Here is a 19203-nt window from a genome sequence, read left to right as displayed (position 1 = left end):
TTGGGGACACATTATGGGCAAGGGTGTTGTCGCAACCCTGACAGCATTGCTGACGATCCTGCCGACGTGTGTGCCAGTCCACGCGCAGGATCGCAGTCACACCATACGCCAGTTCCACCACATGACGTGGACGGCCAAGGATGGGGCGCCACCGGAAATCTGGGCATTGGATCAAGGTCCGGACGGCTTCCTGTGGCTCGGCACCGGTTCGGGACTCTATCGTTTTGACGGGATGACGTTCGAGCGGTATCGGCTGGCGCCTGGCGAGCAGCTCGCGTCCATCGATATCACCGCGGTCGAAGTACTGCCGTCGAATGAAATCTGGATCGGGTATTCCGATGGCGGTGTTTCGCGTCTCAAGGACGGACGTGTCACCACGTTCACGGAAAAGGACGGGATCGGGCCTGGAATGATCGTCCACTTTCGCCAGGACCGCGACGGCGTGTTGTGGGCCGTCTCTCACGGAGGGCTCTCACGGTTCCTGAACGGCCATTGGCGCAGCGTGGGCGCGGATTGGGATGTGCCCGCGGACTTCATCGTCGGCTTGTTCATCGCACGCGACGGTGTTCGGTGGCTCAGTACCGCACAAGGTCTCTACTTCGCGCGGCCGGGAGTGCAGCGGTTCGAGCCGACTGGCGCGGTTGCGGAGCATGCCACGTTGACGGAAACGCCCGATGGGCGGATATGGATTGCCGACCGGCCGCACGGATTGCGGCCAATGCCCAACTATGTCGGTGCGGATCGTCGCAGCCCGTGGAAGGAGAGGACGGTTCCGTCCGGGAACGTGCTGTCGCTGGCCAGTTTTGCCGTCGACCGACAAGGTGTCATATGGGGAACGGACCGCGTGAACGGCGGCATCTTCCGCTTCGATCCCCGGCGTACACCGCAACCAACGCACAGTCTGATGGCGTCAGACGTGGACGTATTTCGGCGCACGGACGGTCTCACGGCGGGTCGCAGCATTCCCATTCTGAGCGATCGGGAAGGAAACATCTGGGTTGGGACGAGCGCTGGCCTCAACCGCTTCCGTACCAGCGAGATCATTCACGATGTGGTGGTTCCTCCAGCGACCGCCTATGGCTACAGCATCGCGACGTTGCCAGACGCCACGTACATCACCGACGGGGTCTGGTTGTATCGGGCGCTACCACACGAAGCGGCGCGTCGTCATGTGCGGCTTGCTGCGGCGGCCAATACGGTGCTGCTCAGAAGCAGGGATGGCGCGTTGTGGTACGGCAATGGAGGTGCGATGCACCGCCACGTGGGCAGCAAGATCACTCGAATCGCCTTGCCTGCGCAGGTGCGCGATCGAAATGTCAACGCGATCGCTGAGGACGGCACTGGTACGCTTTGGGTGGCCTTCGAGGGATCGGATGTCTATCAACTGAAGGAGGGTCGGTGGACAGGACCCATCGATCTCGGCGGCTTGCCAACACCCGTCATTGCGGGAGCAGACACCACCGGTGCTGTCTGGTTCGGTTATGCCGACAGTCGGGTTTCCCGTCACGATGCAGCCGGGATGCGAGTGTTCACCGCTCGTGATGGCCTCACGGTGGGCAATGTGGAGGGCCTTGCCATTCTGGACGGTGCGGTATGGGTTGGCGGTGAGCTTGGTGTTGCTCGTCTCGACCACGAGCGCTTTCACACGATCGGTTCCAATCAGGTGGAGGCGCTGTTCGGTGTTTCCGGGATGGGGCAGGCATCCGACGGTGATGTGCTCTTCAACGGATTGATGGGCGTCGTCAGGATGGACACGAAAGAACTGCGGAAAGCGTTCGCTGATCCGGCCTATGTGCCGGACTATGCGCTGTACGATAGACGCAACGGTTTGCCCGGCGTGGCGCAACAGGGCTGGCATGCGCCGACGGTGGCGACCGGCATCGACGGTCGCACATGGTTCATCAGCAATACCGGTGTCTCTTTTCTCAATGCCGACGGTCGTGCACGCAATCTTGTGCCGCCTCCCATTGCGATCTTGTCTGCCACCGTCCAGGGCGTGACCCATTCGACGGCCAGTCCACTCACGGTACCCAAGGGCACAACGTCTCTGACGATTGCCTACACAGCGGCCGCGCTCCGTGCGCCGGAGAGTGTGCGTTTTCGCTACCGACTCGAGGGATTGGATACGGCGTGGACCGACGCCGGCGGGCATCGGGAAGCGGTCTTCAGCAATCTCGGTCCCAAGCAGTATCGCTTCCGTGTCATCGCCGCGAACGAAGACGGCGTGTGGAACGAAGACGGTGCGACGCTGGACGTGGAGATTCCGCCGACGTTTCTCCAGAGCGGGCCGTTCAAGGCATTCGTGGGGGCGACGCTGGTTGCCCTGTTGTGGTTCGTGTACACGCAGCGCATGCGCAGTGTGGCCAGGCGCATTCATGGTCGCATGGCCGAGCGTCTGGAGGAACGGGAGCGTATCGCGCGTGCGCTGCACGACACATTGCTGCAATCGGTGCAGGCGTTGACCCTACACTTCCAGTTCGCCGTGGACAAACTCCCCGTCGAGCTACCGGCCCGCGGCGCACTGGAGGAGGCCATTGACCGAGCGGATGCGGTCATCGCCGAAGGACGCGATCGCATTCAGGGTCTGCGTTTGCTCCGTGACGGCGCTATCGAGGATATCATCGCCGGCATCGTGCAGCGACAGGGTTTTGATGCGGCCGTCGAGGTCGTAGTGACGTGCAATGGCACACAGCGCGCGCTCGACCTGCTCGTCCTCGATGAGGTCACCCGGATCGCTGGCGAAGCCGTCTTCAACGTATGGCGTCACGCATCGGCGACACGCATTGCGATCGATGTCAGCCACGGCACGAATTTCAGTCTTCGCATCACCGACAACGGCGTGGGTATCGATCCCGATGTCGTGACGCGCGGGGAGCGGGAGGGTCATTTCGGACTTCCCGGCATGCGCGAGAGCGCCCGGAGGTTGCGCGGCGTGCTGGAGGTGCGCTGCCTGCCGGAAGGAGGGGCCGAAGTGGAACTGACGGTGCCGGCATCGATTGCGTATCAGGCACGTGGACGCCGCTCCACCTTTCCGAGGGCACCCGAAGGCCATCCGGTGGTCGCTCCTGCAAAGGCCCGTGCGTAACTTTCTGTTTCGCAGCCTTTCAGTCTGGCCACCACCCGGTTCCCCAGCACACCGTACGATGATCAGAAACACCTTCCTCCTCGCCGCTTCGGCCGTGGCCCTGAGCGCGTCGGCCGCGCTCGCGCAGCCCGGCCGTGGCGCCCCGCCGGGGCCGACGCTTCCCCCGACCAATCCACAGGCCCTCCCTGTGGATCGCTCTGCGGCGCCGTATGTGCGTTCCACCCCGCCTTCCGATGCGACGATCCAGAAGATCTTCGAGGAAGGCATGCAGCGCTCGCAGGTCATGAAGATCGCGCAGACGCTGCTCGACTCCATCGGGCCGCGCCTCACCGGATCGACGGACGCCGACCGGGCGCAGGCGTGGATGCTCGCGAACTATGCGAAGTGGGGCATCCCGGCACGCATCGAGAACTACGGCACATGGAACCGGTGGAAGAACGGTGCCGCGTTCGCCGAACTCCTGTTTCCGCGTGTCCGTGGCCTCGAAGTGACCGCGATGGGCTGGTCGCCGGGTACGGCCGGCAAGTGGGTGGAAGGCAGCGTGGTGATGATCCCCGAAGACGTGGTCACGCCGGAGCAGTTCACGGCGTGGGTGCCGTCGGCGCGTGGCAAGTTCGTGCTGCTCAATGCGCCGCAGCTCTCGTGCCGCATGCCGGGACAGCTCGCCGAGTTCGGCACGATCGAAACGCGTGACCGTCTGCGTCAGGAGCAGAGTGCGTTGTCGGCCTCGTTCAATCAGCGGGTGCTTGCCGGCGGTGGACCGCGTGCCATTCAGGCCAAGCTCAAGGCCGCCGGTGTGCTCGGCGCGCTGACGACCAACTTCTCGCAGTATCCGGGCATCAACAAGGTGTTCGGCTCACCGGCCCAGGAAGTCCCCACGGTCGATGTGGGCTGCGAAGACATGGGCCTGCTGTACCGCCTCGCGGCGAACAATCAGGGTCCGAAGATCCGCCTGATGGTGGACGCCGAGAAGGGTCCGGAGCGCGAGATCGGCAACGTGATCGCCGAGATGAAGGGTTCGACGCTGCCCAACGAATACGTGGTGCTGTCGGCGCACTTCGATTCGTTCACGGGTGGATCGGGCGCCACGGACAACGGCACCGGCTCGCTCACGATGATCGAAGCGATGCGCATCCTGCGTACCGTGTACCCGAACCCGAAGCGCACCATCGTCATCGGGCTGTGGAACTCGGAAGAGCAGGGCCTCAACGGCTCCAAGGCATACGCCGAGATGCACCCCGAGGTGATTTCGGGCATGCAGATGTTGTTCAACCAGGACAACGGCACGGGACGTATCTCGTCGATCAGCCCGGGCCCGTTTGTGCACGCCGGGGCATTCCTGACGCGCTACCTGGGTGAGCTGCCGTCCGAAGTGACCCAGTGGATCCGACTCGGCAACACGTCGCCGTTCGGCGGCCCCGGTGGCACCGACCACACGGTGTTCGTGTGTCACAAGGCGCCTGGCATCGGCACTGGTGCACTGAGCTGGGACTACAGCAACACCACGTGGCATACCAACCGTGACACGTACGACAAGATCATCGCCGAAGACCTGCGCAACAACGCGACGCTGATCGCGATGCTGGCGTACATGGCGTCCGAAGATACGCAGAAATTCCCGCGTGATCTCGTGCCGCAGGGGAATGCACAGGACGGCACGCCGCGTCCATGGCCCGCGTGCCCCGGGCCGACCAAGCGCGCAGCAGACTCGAATCGCTGAGGTCTGTCGCGGTAGCGTTTGCAGTAACCGTCGCAAGCACGTTTACGGATCGATCGGCAGCGTCATGCGCTGCTGGTCGATCCGTGGTGTTTCGGGGGCAGGCGTCGCGGATTTGTGCAATCTGTGCTCCCAGCGTCGTCTAAGAGCTATGCAACGATTGCTTCTGACAAGTCTCTTCCTGCTGGCTTCATGCCATCGAGTCAGCGGCAGGAAAGAGCCGGTGCCGGCGCGAGAGCGATACGAGGCGACGGTACTCCTGCAGACGGATAGCGGAAAGGGGCCTTTCATTGCCGATGCTGCCATCGACACCATTGTGCGAGTGTTGCGCTTGGCCCGACGCGCATTTCCCGAGGGAGCCGACATCACGGTACGGTCCCATACCGGGATCACTGTAGAGCTCTATGGTACTGCGGCACAATTCATGGAAAGCCGTTTCCCTGTCGACTGGCAGGGCGACACCGTATTGCAATTCACCGCGATCCCGGAACTCGACAGCTTGCACGCGCGACTAGGCGTGAGGCAGGTCTCGGTGCGCGCCGTGGCTTTCATGCGCCGGCGAACGTGGCTGGTAGATCCGCGCTTTCCCAGTCCCATCTACATCAACGAAGTCTCACGAATGTATGAGCAGATCCCTGGGGTGAGGCAGTGGACGTTCGGAACGCTCATGATGGGCGACTGGGGTGGGCTGACACTCGCGAGGGTGGTAAATGGCTATCGATTGGGGTTGAGTAGAAGATGGGGCGACTGCTTGTCCGGCTGCATTCACCAGCATTCCTGGGTATTCGAGATCGACTTGCGCACCGATCGCGTGGTCAAGGTCCGAGATGACGGTGACCCCTGGCCGATTCCAAAATCTCCAGACGCCTCGATAGTCAACGTGCCGCTTCCATGATCGCCGGCACCAACTGTTCGCGAATCTTGCTCCATATGTCGTACTGCCCGTAGTTGCCTGCGGTGACCACCATGGTGAGACGCAGCTCCGGCACCACCACCAGGAACTGACCACCGTTGCCGCCCGCTTGGTACGTCTGGAATGATCGCCCGCGCGCCGCAATCACATATCGATGCCATCCATAGCCGTCGTCGGAGCCGTCGGGACGGCTGATGACATAGGCAGTCGACGTCTTCACCCACGACGCCGGAACGAGTCGGACGCCACGCCACAGGCCGCCGTTCAGATAGAGCTGGCCGAACTTGAGCAGGTCACGTGGCCGGATGCGCATGCCACCGCCGGAGTAAGCTTCACCAGTGGGCATGAGATTGATGCCGTAATCGCCGAACGCCATGGGGCGAGCCAACGCGGATTCGAACAGTCGTGGCAGCCACTGTCCGGTGGTTCGTCCGATCACATCACCGGCCATGTTGATGCCCGCCGAGCAGTAGGAGTACGTGCTGCCGGGCGTCGTCAACCGGGGAAGGGCCATGAAAAATGCGTACCAGTCATTTTGCACCTGCTGTGATTGCATCGTGTCTTCGTTGCCCGGCGATGTGTTGTCGTCATCGTTGCAGGCCAGGCCGGCGCTGTGCGAAAGCAGGTGACCCAGTGTGATACCGGCGCGGCCGACTGGGGTGTTGGCGGAGAGCGCGGCGCCATTGAGGGTGGCACCGCGTTGCATCGCGGCGCCATTGAGGGTGGCACCGCGTTGCATCGCGGCGCCTGCCATGATGGAGGTCATCGTTTTCGACGCCGAGCGCAGGTCATGCATCATCTCGGCGTCGTACCCGCGAAAGTATTCATCCAGTACGAGGCGCCCGTCCCGTGCCACGAGCAGCGCATGGACCCGTGGTTCGGTCTCACTGAGCGGATCCACCGCAACGAGCGATTGCACAATCGATTGCAGTGCCGACGTGTCCATTTGCGTACGGGTGGCATGGACGGTCGTCCATCCGTCGTTCATGTCTGCCGGTGTGCGATAGACGTACGGTGCCAGCGACGGGGATCGCGTGACAAATCCCACAGCCTGCTCACGAGTGCGCGGTGAGAGCACGATGGGCGCCCCAAAATCGAAGGCGATGGTGCGACGCGCGGAGTCGTACGGCTGCGTCCACTGCACCTTGCCGGTCCGTGGGTGTGTGAAGACCACGTGGTCACCGGATCGACTGACGCCGTAAGACTGGGTTCGTCCCGGCCAGTTGGCCTCGGGGTTTCGGAACGTGCCCCGCAATGTGGCGTCGGCGGCGCGGGTCACCATCAGGTACAGGGAAAACGGTTCGGGCACCGGTGCGACCAGACCACGCCATTGATTGGCCCGCGCCTGACGCAGATGCACGGGCGTTGCATACGACGCGTTGAGCCCCGGCGGCTGCACCCAGAACACCTCCGGTACACGATCGCCTGCGGTGCGGGGCCAGACCTTGAGCGTGCCCTGACCACCGGGCAGTGCCATCACCACGCTGTCACCTTGCTGAGTCGCACTGACCTCGAAGCCGGCGACCCGCAGGGACCAAGTCTGCCCTCGGCGCTCGAGCGTCAGCCCACCGCGCACCTGCGGGCCAAGGACCGGCTCCGCACCCCAGAGTCCCAACAGATCGTCGCCCACACGGGCGGCACTCGGCTGAGCGCCGCTCGTGTGCGAGATTGTGGAACCGGCGGCCAGAAGGCCCAGGCAGATCTTGCGGCGAAACATCATGCGGTGAGGCCCCGTTGGAATGAAAGTCACATTCCCCGTGAATCTGGTCGCTGACGGCGGTGCCGTCTTGCAACCGTGCAACATCCGAGTCCGCCCGACGCGCCGCTCCTGACCATGCCCGCTTCTTCCCACAGCCACGGACACCTTATACTGCCCTTCGGGAGCTTCTATGGGCGGGAGGATGTTCGTCGCAGTGATCCGGGGCTCGAACTGTCGCTGCTTCGGGTCGACCCTCATCGTATCGTGGAGCGACATTCGCACGACGAGGCACACGTTGTGCTGGTGCTGGACGGACTGTATGTGTCCACCGCCGATGGGGCCCCACCGGTGAGTTCGGGGGCACAACTGATCTTCAACCCCGCCGGCACCACACACCGAGATCGTTTCGAAGCACGCAATCGAGTGGTCGACGGGCGGTTCATGACGATCTCCCTGGCATCGGACATCATGCACGAAGCCGCGACCTTCTCCACGCTGCCGCAACGCGCGGTGGTGCTCGACTCGGTCGATGCGATGGCCACCGGCTTGCGATTGTCGCGCGCGTGTACGCAAACCGGCGGAGATGCGCCGATCACACGACACGCCCTCGCGCTGGAATTGCTGTCGCAGATTGCCGTGCGTGAACTCGAACATCACCGCAGTGCGCCGGCCTGGCTGCGCCTGGTACGCGAACAGCTAGACGACTCACTCAGTGGCGCGAGCAGCATCGCCGAGATTGCCCGGGTGGCGGGGGTGCATCCCGTACATCTTTCGCGCGTGTTTCGTCAACACATGGGCGTGAATCCAGCTGACTATCTCCGGAAACGCCGTCTCGAACAATCGCGGACGTTGCTGCGCTTTTCGGCGCGTTCGCTGAGTGATATCGCACTCACCTGCGGATTCAGTCACCAAAGTCATTTCAGCAACGCATTCCGCGCCGCCTATGGCGTGACACCATCGACATTTCGGGCGCTGCATCGTGCGTGAGCGCGCCCGAGTCGATTTCGGCGATCAGGGATCGTGCGGTATCGGCGTTGGCTCCGGGTTTTCATCCGGGTCACCAGCGCGCAACGGGGTGGTAGAGGGTGAATCGGAAGCCAGGAACGAATCCTCGAGGTCTTGAATGCCTTCTCTTCGCACCCCCGTCTGGTTGCTGCGCGGCATCAGCAGCATCCCCGGCGTGTTGGCCCTTCAGGGCTCATCTCTCTCCTTTGTCGCCACAGATACCGGTTCGGCTTGGCCGAGACAACTGCGCACACTCGAGCATGACGTTGGCGCGCCGGGATTCGCGGCCGCTGTCGAGTCCGGTGCCTCCTCCGTGCTTTTTCGTTGGCCAACCACGGAGGTGCGCGTGTGGGTGCCGTGGTATTACTTCGGCGGCGGGCTCAAAATCGCGCGAGGTCGTTCAGTGCTCCGCTTCAGTTTCGGACGTCCTGCCAACCTGCGTGGCAGCCACCTCGACGCTGCATCCGAGCAGATACAGGAAGTTCGGCGTATGCGCGCACGCGGTGACGAATGGATCGCCGCATTGCGAGCCGCTGACCACTAGTTCGTCGGTGTGCGGCCTGCCCTTCGCACGATTCGCGCCGCTGGCAAAGGAGTATTATCTCCCAAGCGAAGGGAGTGATACGGACCACGCGGCCTTGTGGCCGAGCCGGGAGTTGACTCGATGTTCCATCCTCTGAAGGCTCTGCGTAAGACGGCGGTAGCGCTGGGACTGGCGCTCACTGTGCTTCCTGCTGCGTCGCTCATGGCGCAGGCCGCGCCGGTATTCGTCACGACGTCGGAGTACATCACCACGCGCGATGGCACACGGCTCGCCGTCGATGTGCATCTTCCCACCGCGCGTGCACCCGGGGTTCGTGTGCCGGTGCTCCTGGAGCTCACTCGCTACTGGCGCGCCTCCCAGCACCCGAGCACAGGTGCGCGGCAACCCTCGCTGAGCACGCTCGACCAGCTCTTTCTGGAGAACGGCTACGCCGTTGTGAAGGTCGATGCCCGAGGCAGTGGTGCGTCGTTCGGGACGAGGCTCGCTGAATACAGTCCCCAGGAAGTACGTGATGGATGGGACGTGGCCGACTGGGTTGCACGCCAACCGTGGTCGAGTGGTAACGTCGGCGCATACGGGACCTCCTACAGTGGCACCACGGCGGAGTTGCTTGCCGCGACCGAGCATCCGGCGGTGAAGGCGGTGATTCCCGGATGGTCGGATTTTGATGTGTATGCCAGCCCCGCGAGACCCTACGGCATGGTGACGGCATTCATCGACGAATGGGGGCAGATCACGGGCGCAATGGATCGCAATGATGCGGCCGTGTTGCACGCCAACGTACGCCGGGTCGATGCCGATACCACCGGCGCAATGGTGGCGGCGGCCGTACGCGAACATGCGCGTAATCCCGATGTCAGTGCGTGGGTGCGTCAGAACGAATTCCGGGACGATCGTATGGCGGGTGGACCGTCGTTCGCGGAGTTGGGGCCGATGGAGTGGAAGGCGGCCATCGAACGATCCAATGTGCCCATGCTCATTCTCGTGAGCTGGATGGATGCCGGCAGTGCCGAAGGGGCATTGGATCGATTCCGTGCGTTTCGGAATCCGCAGAAACTCGTGATCATGGCGTCATCCCATGGCGGTGCCGAGCACGCAAGTCCCTATGTCGTGGACTCGACACGGGTGCCGAACAACCCCACCGGAACGGAGATGGCGCAGCTCCGTCTGCAGTTCTTCGATCACCATCTCAAGGGTGCCCGCAACGGGGTGAATGACTGGCCGATGGTGCGATACTACACGATGGGCACCGAGGAGTATCGCACGTCACCGCGATGGCCACTCGCCGGAACCACCACCAGACCGTTTTTTCTGGACGCGGGTGGCGTGCTTGCTCTGCGGGCACCGACGCGCGCGGGACGAGACCCGTATCTGGTGGACTTTGATGTGAGCACGGGTGCCAACAACCGATGGGCCACCCAGCTCGGGCGGCCCGTGCTCCGACTCGGCGATCGCGGTGTGATGGATGCGCGCATGCTCACGTATACATCGGCACCGTTACTGCAGGACATGCATATCGCCGGATCACCCACGATCGAGCTGACTCTGAGTTCCACACACGCAGACGGTGCGGTCCTGGTCTATCTCGAGGATGTCGATGCCACCGGGCGCAGTCGATACCTCACCGAGGGTGGTCTACGGCTCATCCACCGCAAGGAATCCCGTGACCCGATGTATGGTGTGGTACCCTATCACTCGTTCAACAAACAGGACGCTGCGCCCATGCGACCCGGTCAGCCGGAACGCGTGCGCATTCGAATCCTGCCAACGTCTGTGGTCGTGAAAGCGGGTCATCGGCTGCGATTGGCCATTGCCGGTGCCGATCACGGTGTGCTCGCACGGGTGCCGGCGGATGGGACACCAACCTTGACCGTGCATCGGGGCGCCGGCGTGTTGTCCCGGCTGGAACTGCCCGTCGTTCCGAACCGGTAAGTCTGCCGGGCAACACGATGGATCCACGAACGCCTCCCCTGGCCATCGGTCAAGAGCGGGTCGCCGTGTGGCACGTGTTGTCGGAGATGTATCTCGACACCGAACACGATGACCACGCGTTGGGCTGGATGGCGCGCGAACTCGCGCGCTCACCCTACAGTGTCGCGGAGTTGCGCGAGATCGATCTCTGGGAGGTCGCGCCGGTACTGTGGTTGAACTGGTATGCTGTGGCGGGCGCCTGGAGTGGATTCGATCCCGACTGGCTCGAGGCAGCGTGCCGTCGGCGGGTGGAGCGTCGCTCGCTCGGACGTCGACTTGCGGCGTTTTTCGGATGGCGATGGTTCGTGCAGCGTGCCAACGCCGAGTACTGGGCGCGACTGACGCCGATGATTGTCGCGCTTCGCGGTCTGGAGCGTTGACGACTGCGGGCTACCCGCGATGTTGCGAGTAGCCCGTCATGGTCTGTATCAGATCGCGGTCAGGTACTTGAGCGAGCAATACCCTTCTTCGTTGTTGGCCGAACGAATCAGCGCCCACTCGCTGTTGTATCGGCTGAGCAACGTCACTTCCGAATGGTGCGCGGCCTTGCCGATGATCGGCTGATCCGTGCCTGGCCCCTTCCGGATGTTCAGGTTGGAGCTCTCCGTTGTGACTTTGAACTTGGTGCTGGGAGCGGCAGGAGAGACGTCGAGATTCAGCACCAGGTCGGCGCTGCGAAAGTCCGGGTCGATCTTGTCGTAGATGTTCCAGAGCTGATCTTTCGTTTCGCCCGTTGGTACGACGCCGTCGATGTACAGCACGTTGTCCTGCGTACGCACCTGCAGATTGGTCGTCCCGCCGGCGCTGGCCGCCGCGATGAGTTCCGCGTATTTGTCCTGAAGTGTTGGCATGGCTGCTTGATCGAATGGGAGATGGAGAGCGTTACTTCTTCACAGTGGCTTTGTTTTCGATCTTCTTGGGCTGCAGCGCGGACAACGCCTGCATCACCTTCGGCAGATCGGCTCTCTTCACCTCGCCCGTCAACGTCACCACACCGTCCATCACGTCGGCAGACAGTGTCGAGAACTCAGCGAGAGCGGCCATGACACCGGTCTTGAGCATCTCGTCGGGCGAGATCACGACCGGCGGCGGCGCGACGGTCGCGCTGTCCAGCACCGACTTGACGCCTTTCACGCCCTTCACCAGTGCTTCGGTGGAGGCCTTGGCGGCGGAATCAGCGTACTGACCGGAGATGGTCGCGACGCCCTTCACCACGTTCACCGACACGCCCGGCACACCGGCGATGGCGGCATCGACACTGGCCTTGATGTCAGCATCTTTCGGACCGCACGCCACAACGGCGAGCGAGAGCACGATCGCCGAGGCGATGGTGCGCGTACGAGTGGAAATGATCATGGATGGATAGTCCCTGGAGAGTGAACCGCAGGCCGCGCCGATGGTGACGCGCCAGCTTCGTGAAAGCACTCAGCGGCAGTGAAAGAAAGCAAGCGCGCCCATGCATATCGGCGTTGGCCGGCATCCGGTGAAAATACACCGCCATGTTTGTGACAAATGAACAAGATCCGCAGCCGTGTTCGGTAGCGCACTACGACAGACGCGCGAATATTTGGCAACGCAGAACATTCATTTTACGGCGACGGTTGAAGAGTGTTTTCGAAGCCTGGGGAATCCAAAAACGCGCCGACATCGAATACGGGCAATCGGACGAAGGTCCTGCTTGTGGTCGGCGTGCGGCTGTATCGGGAGGGGCTGGCATCAGAGTTGGCCCACGATGCGCGCATCGATGTGGTGGGCCAATGCGGAACGGCTGAAGACGCGATCGCGATCACCCCGATTGCCGCTCCCGACGTGGTGCTTGTGGATATCCATACCCCGCATGCGTTCGAACTCCTGCGTGCGCTCAAGGCGCCGCCGTCCGTTGTACGCGTGGTTGCTTTTGCCGTGGGTGAGCATGAGCGGGACATCGATCGGTGTGCCGAGGCCGGCGTGGATGGTTTTGTCACCGAAGATGTCACCGTCGAAGAGATCGCCAATGCCGTGCTGGCGGCGCGGTGCGGCGAGTTGAACTGCTCTCCCCGCAGTGCGGCCATGCTCCTCAGGCGCCTCTCGGTGCTGGCCTCGCTGACGTCGGCGACCAACGCCATGTCCAACGTGGTGGCACCGCTGACATCCCGCGAACAGGACATCCTGGGGTTGTTGGTGACGGGGTGCTCCAACAAGGTGATTGCCGGCGAATTGCACATTCAGACGACCACTGTCAAGAATCACGTGCATCGCATACTGGAGAAGCTCGGGGTTCGTACCCGCATCGAGGCCGCGGCCCGGGTGCGCAGCATGGGTCAGCTCCCGCACCATACCCGGGCGTGAGGCCGGTGAGGTAAGCGGACAGGGGACGATCGTTCGGTGGCTGACAGCGGTGGAACCACGGTTCCGTCGCTGTTTTTTTTTGTCCCCGCATCAGGGTGTAGTCCTGGATCCGGATCCTGCGATCCGGGTCAGGCCACCGGATCGCTGGAGGATCGAAATGGGATCGTCCGCTCTCTGGGCACCGGTGTTCGCGGCCCACACTGTGAGCCATGTCCTCGGACTGTCTTTCCCTGTGAGGCGGAAGCGGATCGCCATGGTTGCGTTGCCAGCCCTGATGGAGGATCTGGTGCGCCGTGCGTGCGCAACAGACGCGTCGGTGGAGATGCTCGCGCCGTCAGCCGCTACGGTGGAGGCGTTTCTGCGTGCACCGGCGATGCGGGACGCCGACATCATCATCACGGTCAGCGACAGCGTCGACGTGTCACGTGTGTTGTTGGAACGGACGCCGACGGCCAGGCTGTTGCTCATCGAGCAGCAGGATGGCATGGGGTACCTGACGGAATTGCGTCCTACCCGCAGTCGACTTGGGCCCATCAGTCCGGCGGAGTTGATGCGGATCATCGCCAATGATGGTACGCATCGGGCGGCATGGGCGATGCTGGACGAACCGATGGTGCAAGGGTCTCGTTGAGATGCACACTGCCTTGCGCGCCACCAGCCGCACATTGCAGACGTACCTCCTGCATGGCATGGCCGACGACCCGGATCTCCGGGTCCTGTTCGATCCCATGCTCGGCGGTACCATGACGATCTCGTTGAACACGCCACGCGAGATGCGCGAAAACAATCTGCAGGGTGTCTCGCTGTGGCTCTATCGCGTCGAGCGCGACGATCAGCGGCTGAACGTACCGCCCAGCCGTCCGACCCCGAACCAACTGGTGCGCGCTCCCCTGCCCATGCGCCTGCACTATCTGGTCACGCCGTTTGTACCGATCGACCAGGCCAATCCCGAGTCCAGTGCCGCGCGTGAACAGGAGCTGTTGGGCAAAGTCCTGCAGATGGTACATCAGTCACCGATCATCCGTGGTGCGACCCTGACCGACACATTGACCGGCAGCGATGGGCAGGTGGTGGTGCGGCTCGAGTCCATGTCCCTCGAAGAGATCACGCGCGTGTGGGCGGCGCTGCAGGCGCAATACCAACTCTCTGTTTCATTTGAAGTCACGCTGGCTTTGATCACGTCACGCAGTGAACCCGAACGGGTGACGCCGGTCAGCAGTGTGGAATCGCAGTATGCACTCAAGGTCGCGGACGGCGCGCCATGAGCGCCGAGACTCGCTATGCCGTTGTCATCGACGGTCAGGTGCAACTGCTGGCCCCCGACGATCCCATCCCCGCCGGTCTCCGGACATCGGCGCTGGTGCAAAGCCGAGCGGTCGATGAGCTCACGCTGGAGCCGGTGGCGGGAGTCATCACGGCAATGCCGGCCGGCGCCGCGTTCGAATCGCCGCAGGCGCGTGCCGCCGTGAATCCGCGGACGGCGAGTGGCGGGGTGGTGGGTCTGGTGGGCTTGCCGTCACGTGCCCTGCCGTTGCTGCAGCTCGTGGCCTACGAGGTTGGGGTTCGTGTTTCGGCAGCCGGTTATCTGCCGTTGAGCGCCACACAGAATCTGGGCCCACAGCCACAATTTCCGGCGCAGTTCACCCAGGCCCGATTGCCGGATCTGCTGTTGCATCGCACACCGGTGCTCTTTGCCGGACGCACCGTGGTGCGCACGGCGTCGGCCACGGTGCCCCTCGCCGGTGCTGTCGTGACGATCTCGGGGATCTGGCGGCTGGCGCCCACGCAGGCCTTGTCGCCGCCGCCGCTGGCTCCCGAACTGGTGGCCGCATTTCCGCCGCTCTGGGACAGGCAGGACGCCGCTACGACCACCTTGCGTATGGTCACGTTGACGCCTGATGTGGCGAATGCCAAGCACCTGCTGCGCCCCGCAGCGGCTGGTACGCGGGAGCTTCTGTTGTCTGATCAGGTGGCCGTTGTGGCAGGACAGCGCCTGCTGCTCGACAACGGTGATCCATGGCGTCGTGAAGCCATTGTGATCGCCTCGATCACCGGCTCGTCATCACCGGCCGAGCCGGCTCTGGTCACGCTCGAGTATCCGCTGGCTTTCCTGCACCAGGCCGGTGCAAGCGCACACCGTGCGGATGTGGCTGTGGTTGGTGCCAACACGTCGCTGGCCTTCGATGCCATTGCTGGTGATACAACACTGCTGGTCTCGAACGTGGCGGCACTGGCAACAGGCCTGGTGGAGATCTTCGATGGTGCGTCCGTTCCGCAATATCACGCCCTGACGACGTACACGGCGACGAGCGATGCAGACGGCTTCTGGTCGCTGCCGCCGCTGTCGCGAGTTGCGCTCGTCGAGCTGCAGGCGACGCATGGCGCCCACCCCACGATCACACGACGGCTCGCACCGGCCTATCCGCGCCGGGAACAGCGAGCGGATTTCGTATTCAGCTAGCCAGCACAGTTCCCGTCGTACAGACCGCCTGCGCGGCGACCGCCGCACCCGTCACCGTTCACTATCCCGTTCGGCCGCACGATCTTCAGGAGGAGTGAGATGCCCGAGTACCTGTCACCCGCCGTCTACGTCGAAGAAGTCGACACGGGATCGAAGCCGATCGAAGGGGTGAGTACCAGCACGGCTGGCATGGTCGGTGTGACCGAGCGCGGGCCACTGAATGTGCCGATTCTCATCACCAGTCAGGGTGAGTACACCCGATGGTTCGGGGAACCGCTCAGCGATGTCGAGTTCCGGAACGCCAACGGATATCACTGCTATCTGCCGCATGCAGTGCAGGGGTTCTTCACCAACGGTGGCAAACGCGTATACGTCACGCGGGTACTGCGCGATGATGCCCAGGCGTCGCAGCTTGGCCTGTTCGATCGGGGCGATGCGACCTCCGTGACTTCACGACTGCTGCGCGCCGTGCGGGCGGGCTCTGGAACACTCGTGAATCAGCCGCTGGTGTCGATCCTGGCGCCCGGTGCGTTGTTGTCCGGTGACAGCATTCGCATCGGCAATGGCAGCCAGAGCGAATACCGCACGCTGGCCGCGAACCCGACCGCCAGCAGTCATGTCGTGCTGTCCTATCCCCTCGCACATGCGCATGATGCCGGTTCGGCAATCGCAGATGTCGCCCGTACGCCGCTGGCGGCATTCACCGCGCCCTGCACCATCGCCACGGCCATTCCGGCGGGATCGACGACCGTCACGTTGACTGAAGGTGCGGCCGGGGAGGCGGCGTTGCTCGTGGCGGGGTTGATTCTCGAATTTGGCGCCGCCGTCGATGCCGAACATCGGCGCATCGAACGTGTGACGGGCACGGGTGCCTCGCGTACCGTGACACTCGATGCTCCGCTGGTGCTGGCCTATGCGGCTGCGGCGGCCGTCACACCACTCGATGTTTCGGGTGGTACGGCCACCACACTACTGGCGGCGGCCAATGCCCGCGACACGATCATCTTCGGGGATGCGATCGGCGCCGACTTCACGCTCGTCACCCATCTGGTGGTGTTCGAGGCAGGCACGCCTGATGTGGAAGTGCGGCGCATCGGTGATCTGCATCAGTTGTCACTCGCACGCGGCGCCTACGATCGCTACCCGCGCGGTTCGTCGATCATCGAGGTGGCCGTCACTGATGACCGTCGTACGCTCACGGCGGCGGCCGCGGGAGATACCATCACCATCGATGACGTCGCCGGCCTCGCGCCGGGACAGCAGTTGTCGGTGGATCCGACCGGGACGCCCGAAGTACGCACGATTCGCGCCGTCGACACGACGGCACTGACGGTGACCTTTACGGCGGCGTTGGTCGGCACGCCGGCCGCCGGCGCCTTTGTGGATGTGCTGCCGACCACGCTCACGGCGGCCACGGCCACCGGAGACGTCAGCATCGCACTGGCATCCCGTCTGGGCCTGGCGACGGGAGATGTGCTGCGCATCGGCACGACTCCCAACGTCGAATATGCCACGATCATGGCACTGACCGGCGACCCATTGGCACCCCCCAATGCCGGCGCGTTGGTGTTGTCTGGGCCGTTGGCATTGACGCATGCATCAGGCGTCGCGGTGCAGCGGGTGCGTGTGGGCGCTGCGTCGGCGATTCGCCAGCCGGCATCGCTCCTGCTCGATGCGGGCCTCGGCGACGAGGCTTTGATGATCTCGGAGAACTACGCCTTTGTGGCGAACGATGTCGTGGCTGTCACCACACCATCGGGGATCCGCTGGTTGCACGAACTGTCGGCACCGGCGGCGCCCGTTTCACCGATGGAAGTGGAACTCACCACGCCACTCGACCGCAGTCACGAACAGGGTGCCGACGTTGCACAGCGCACCGGGATGATCGGTATCTTCGCGATCGACGCCGGGCGGTGGGGCGATCGGCTGCGTGTCGCCGTGGAGGACGAGCCGAACGGCTTGGTGTCGGGAGCCACACTGGCGATGGTGAACAGTCCAACCGATATCCGACTCTCGTCCCCAACAGGGGTGGAGCCCGGTACGGTACTCGAGCTGATGGCGCCCGCCGGCGACGACACGATCATTGGCGGATTGCTCAAGGTCGCGTCGATCAATCGCTCGAACAACCGCATTACGCTGGCCACCGCATTGAGTGGGGCGCAGAACACCGCCTACACCAACGCGCTCGGGATGGGCCTGCAACTGCGAGTGCGGTCGCGCGAATTCCGCCTGTCGGTGCTGCTGATGCGTCGTCCGGATCCCATGGTACCATCGCGCGATGATGCGGCCGTGGATCGCGAGGTCTTTGCGAATCTGTCGATGGATCCGCGGCACTCGCGCTACTTCGTGTCGATCATCGGCGACGTGAACGGCGATCCGAGGCTGAGTGATGGCCGCCCGGATGGAGGCTCGTGGTACGTACGGGCGACGGATCTCGCAGCGAGCGGAGCGCCGCGCGAGGCAATCCGGCTTGGCCCCGAAACACTGATCGACCGGTTGCCGAATGGTCTGCCGCGTGCGGCGCGCCATGCGCTGATGGGTGGCAACGACTCTCTCGCGCTGCTCAGCGATGCGGTCTATATCGGCACCGATGCTGTCGATCCGGGAGATCGTACCGGATTGCAGGCTCTCAAGAACATCGAGGAGATCAGTATCGTGGCCGTGCCCGGTCGCACGGCGGCGGAGCTGCAGGGCGCCGTCATCTCGCATTGTGAAGAAATGCGCTTCCGCTTTGCGGTGCTCGATTCACAGCGCGCGCCGCACGACGCGATTGCCGACGTGCGGGCGCAGCGGCAACAGTTCGATACCAAGTATGCGGCGCTGTACTACCCCTGGCTGCTCATTCCGCAGCCGTATCCCACCGTGCCCGGCCCGGCGTTGCCGTACATGATCCCACCGGCGGGTCACATGGTGGGCGTCTACGCCCGTACCGACATCGAACGTGGTGTGCACAAGGCGCCAGCGAACGAGGTGGTGCGTGGCATTGTCGGGTTGCAGCGCAGCCTGAGCAAGGGAGAGCATGACATCCTGAATCCGTATCCCGTCAACATCAACGTGATCCGGGACTTCCGGAGCAACAGCCGCGGCATCCGCGCCTGGGGTGGGCGTGTGATCACCAGTGACAGCGACTGGAAGTACGTGAATGTGCGACGCCTCGTGATCTTCATCGAACAGTCGATCGAGCGCGGCCTGCAATGGGTGGTATTCGAGCCCAACGCCGAGCCACTGTGGGCCCGCGTGGTACGCACGATCTCCAACTTCCTGCGCACGGTGTGGCGCAATGGTGCCCTGGAAGGCACCAAGGTGGAAGAGGCCTTCTTCGTGCGCTGCGATCGCACGACGATGACACAGGCCGAGATCGACAACGGGCAGCTCATCTGTCTGGTGGGCATCGCGCCGGTGAAGCCGGCGGAGTACGTGATTGTGCGCATCGGTCTGTGGACCGCGCACGCGAGCGATTGATTCGCACGTCCTGACCGT

The 19203-nt window shown here is 63.5% G+C and carries 15 protein-coding genes; 12 read left to right on the top strand and 3 right to left on the bottom strand.

The window, feature by feature from the left end:
* Positions 1-121: 121 nt before the first annotated feature.
* The 3 genes from GAU_RS17645 (at position 122) to GAU_RS17635 (ending at position 5697) form a co-directional block, all read left to right on the top strand.
* Positions 122-3085: a sensor histidine kinase gene (locus GAU_RS17645; protein WP_169307725.1), complete on the top strand. Its 2964-nt coding sequence runs from the start codon at positions 122-124 to the stop codon at positions 3083-3085.
* A gap of 58 nt (positions 3086-3143) precedes the next feature.
* The gene (locus GAU_RS17640; protein WP_015895266.1) at positions 3144-4805 is read left to right on the top strand and encodes a M20/M25/M40 family metallo-hydrolase; all 1662 of its coding nucleotides are present in this window, start codon (positions 3144-3146) and stop codon (positions 4803-4805) included.
* A 148-nt stretch (positions 4806-4953) separates the two neighbouring features.
* A complete protein-coding gene (locus GAU_RS17635) occupies positions 4954-5697 on the top strand; it encodes a hypothetical protein (protein ID WP_156799116.1) in 744 nt (247 codons plus the stop codon).
* Here the strand turns inward: GAU_RS17635 and GAU_RS17630 are convergent.
* Complete coding sequence (locus GAU_RS17630) at positions 5678-7435, bottom strand: serine hydrolase domain-containing protein (RefSeq protein WP_052574525.1); 1758 nt, start codon at positions 7433-7435, stop codon at positions 5678-5680. The genes GAU_RS17635 and GAU_RS17630 overlap by 20 nt on opposite strands.
* A gap of 114 nt (positions 7436-7549) precedes the next feature.
* Here GAU_RS17630 and GAU_RS21380 point away from each other — a divergent pair, with 114 nt between their 5' ends.
* The 4 genes from GAU_RS21380 to GAU_RS17610 all read left to right on the top strand — a co-directional run bounded on the left by GAU_RS21380 (position 7550) and on the right by GAU_RS17610 (position 11314).
* Positions 7550-8401 (top strand): helix-turn-helix domain-containing protein, encoded by an 852-nt coding sequence (locus tag GAU_RS21380; RefSeq protein WP_015895263.1) that lies wholly within the window; start codon positions 7550-7552, stop codon positions 8399-8401.
* A 136-nt stretch (positions 8402-8537) separates the two neighbouring features.
* The gene (locus tag GAU_RS17620; RefSeq protein WP_015895262.1) at positions 8538-8963 is read left to right on the top strand and encodes a hypothetical protein; all 426 of its coding nucleotides are present in this window, start codon (positions 8538-8540) and stop codon (positions 8961-8963) included.
* Between the two features lie 120 nt (positions 8964-9083).
* The gene (locus tag GAU_RS17615) at positions 9084-10895 is read left to right on the top strand and encodes a CocE/NonD family hydrolase (RefSeq protein ID WP_015895261.1); all 1812 of its coding nucleotides are present in this window, start codon (positions 9084-9086) and stop codon (positions 10893-10895) included.
* Between the two features lie 17 nt (positions 10896-10912).
* Positions 10913-11314 (top strand): DUF7079 family protein, encoded by a 402-nt coding sequence (locus GAU_RS17610; protein WP_041265664.1) that lies wholly within the window; start codon positions 10913-10915, stop codon positions 11312-11314.
* Between the two features lie 48 nt (positions 11315-11362).
* Here GAU_RS17610 and GAU_RS17605 read toward each other — a convergent pair whose 3' ends face one another.
* Both GAU_RS17605 and GAU_RS17600 read right to left on the bottom strand, forming a co-directional pair.
* A complete protein-coding gene (locus tag GAU_RS17605; protein WP_015895259.1) occupies positions 11363-11785 on the bottom strand; it encodes an SH3 domain-containing protein in 423 nt (140 codons plus the stop codon).
* A 31-nt stretch (positions 11786-11816) separates the two neighbouring features.
* Positions 11817-12290 (bottom strand): BON domain-containing protein, encoded by a 474-nt coding sequence (locus GAU_RS17600; RefSeq protein WP_052574523.1) that lies wholly within the window; start codon positions 12288-12290, stop codon positions 11817-11819.
* A 252-nt stretch (positions 12291-12542) separates the two neighbouring features.
* Here GAU_RS17600 and GAU_RS17595 point away from each other — a divergent pair, with 252 nt between their 5' ends.
* From GAU_RS17595 to GAU_RS21375, 5 genes are all read left to right on the top strand, one after another.
* Entirely contained in the window at positions 12543-13262 is a 720-nt protein-coding gene (locus tag GAU_RS17595; protein ID WP_015895257.1) for a LuxR C-terminal-related transcriptional regulator, read from the top strand.
* Positions 13263-13515: 253 nt separating this feature from the next.
* Positions 13516-13893: a hypothetical protein gene (locus GAU_RS17590; RefSeq protein WP_015895256.1), complete on the top strand. Its 378-nt coding sequence runs from the start codon at positions 13516-13518 to the stop codon at positions 13891-13893.
* A 1-nt stretch (position 13894) separates the two neighbouring features.
* Positions 13895-14527, top strand: a complete 633-nt coding sequence (locus GAU_RS17585) for a DUF4255 domain-containing protein (protein WP_015895255.1) — start codon at positions 13895-13897, stop codon at positions 14525-14527.
* Positions 14524-15723, top strand: coding sequence for a hypothetical protein (locus GAU_RS17580; RefSeq protein ID WP_015895254.1), 1200 nt, complete (start codon positions 14524-14526; stop codon positions 15721-15723). Before GAU_RS17585 ends, GAU_RS17580 begins: the two co-directional genes overlap by 4 nt.
* Before the next feature lie 99 nt (positions 15724-15822).
* A complete protein-coding gene (locus GAU_RS21375; RefSeq protein ID WP_015895253.1) occupies positions 15823-19185 on the top strand; it encodes a phage tail sheath C-terminal domain-containing protein in 3363 nt (1120 codons plus the stop codon).
* The last annotated feature ends 18 nt before the right edge of the window (positions 19186-19203 follow it).

The organism is Gemmatimonas aurantiaca T-27 (assembly GCF_000010305.1).
In the GTDB taxonomy this organism is placed as follows: domain Bacteria; phylum Gemmatimonadota; class Gemmatimonadetes; order Gemmatimonadales; family Gemmatimonadaceae; genus Gemmatimonas; species Gemmatimonas aurantiaca.
This window is presented reverse-complemented; position numbering and strand designations above follow the sequence as displayed.

What these genes read in the sequence shown, in the direction of transcription:
- GAU_RS17590 (WP_015895256.1), top strand. Translation starts at nt 13,516, where the DNA reads ATGGTTGCGTTGCCAGCCCTGATGGAGGATCTGGTGCGCCGTGCGTGC.
- GAU_RS17580 (WP_015895254.1), top strand. Translation starts at nt 14,524, where the DNA reads ATGAGCGCCGAGACTCGCTATGCCGTTGTCATCGACGGTCAGGTGCAA.
- GAU_RS17620 (WP_015895262.1), top strand. Translation starts at nt 8,538, where the DNA reads ATGCCTTCTCTTCGCACCCCCGTCTGGTTGCTGCGCGGCATCAGCAGC.
- GAU_RS17610 (WP_041265664.1), top strand. Translation starts at nt 10,913, where the DNA reads ATGGATCCACGAACGCCTCCCCTGGCCATCGGTCAAGAGCGGGTCGCC.
- GAU_RS17600 (WP_052574523.1), bottom strand. Translation starts at nt 12,290, where the DNA reads ATGATCATTTCCACTCGTACGCGCACCATCGCCTCGGCGATCGTGCTC.
- GAU_RS17635 (WP_156799116.1), top strand. Translation starts at nt 4,954, where the DNA reads ATGCAACGATTGCTTCTGACAAGTCTCTTCCTGCTGGCTTCATGCCAT.
- GAU_RS17640 (WP_015895266.1), top strand. Translation starts at nt 3,144, where the DNA reads ATGATCAGAAACACCTTCCTCCTCGCCGCTTCGGCCGTGGCCCTGAGC.
- GAU_RS17615 (WP_015895261.1), top strand. Translation starts at nt 9,084, where the DNA reads ATGTTCCATCCTCTGAAGGCTCTGCGTAAGACGGCGGTAGCGCTGGGA.
- GAU_RS17585 (WP_015895255.1), top strand. Translation starts at nt 13,895, where the DNA reads ATGCACACTGCCTTGCGCGCCACCAGCCGCACATTGCAGACGTACCTC.
- GAU_RS21380 (WP_015895263.1), top strand. Translation starts at nt 7,550, where the DNA reads ATGCCCGCTTCTTCCCACAGCCACGGACACCTTATACTGCCCTTCGGG.
- GAU_RS21375 (WP_015895253.1), top strand. Translation starts at nt 15,823, where the DNA reads ATGCCCGAGTACCTGTCACCCGCCGTCTACGTCGAAGAAGTCGACACG.
- GAU_RS17605 (WP_015895259.1), bottom strand. Translation starts at nt 11,785, where the DNA reads ATGCCAACACTTCAGGACAAATACGCGGAACTCATCGCGGCGGCCAGC.
- GAU_RS17630 (WP_052574525.1), bottom strand. Translation starts at nt 7,435, where the DNA reads ATGATGTTTCGCCGCAAGATCTGCCTGGGCCTTCTGGCCGCCGGTTCC.
- GAU_RS17645 (WP_169307725.1), top strand. Translation starts at nt 122, where the DNA reads ATGACGTGGACGGCCAAGGATGGGGCGCCACCGGAAATCTGGGCATTG.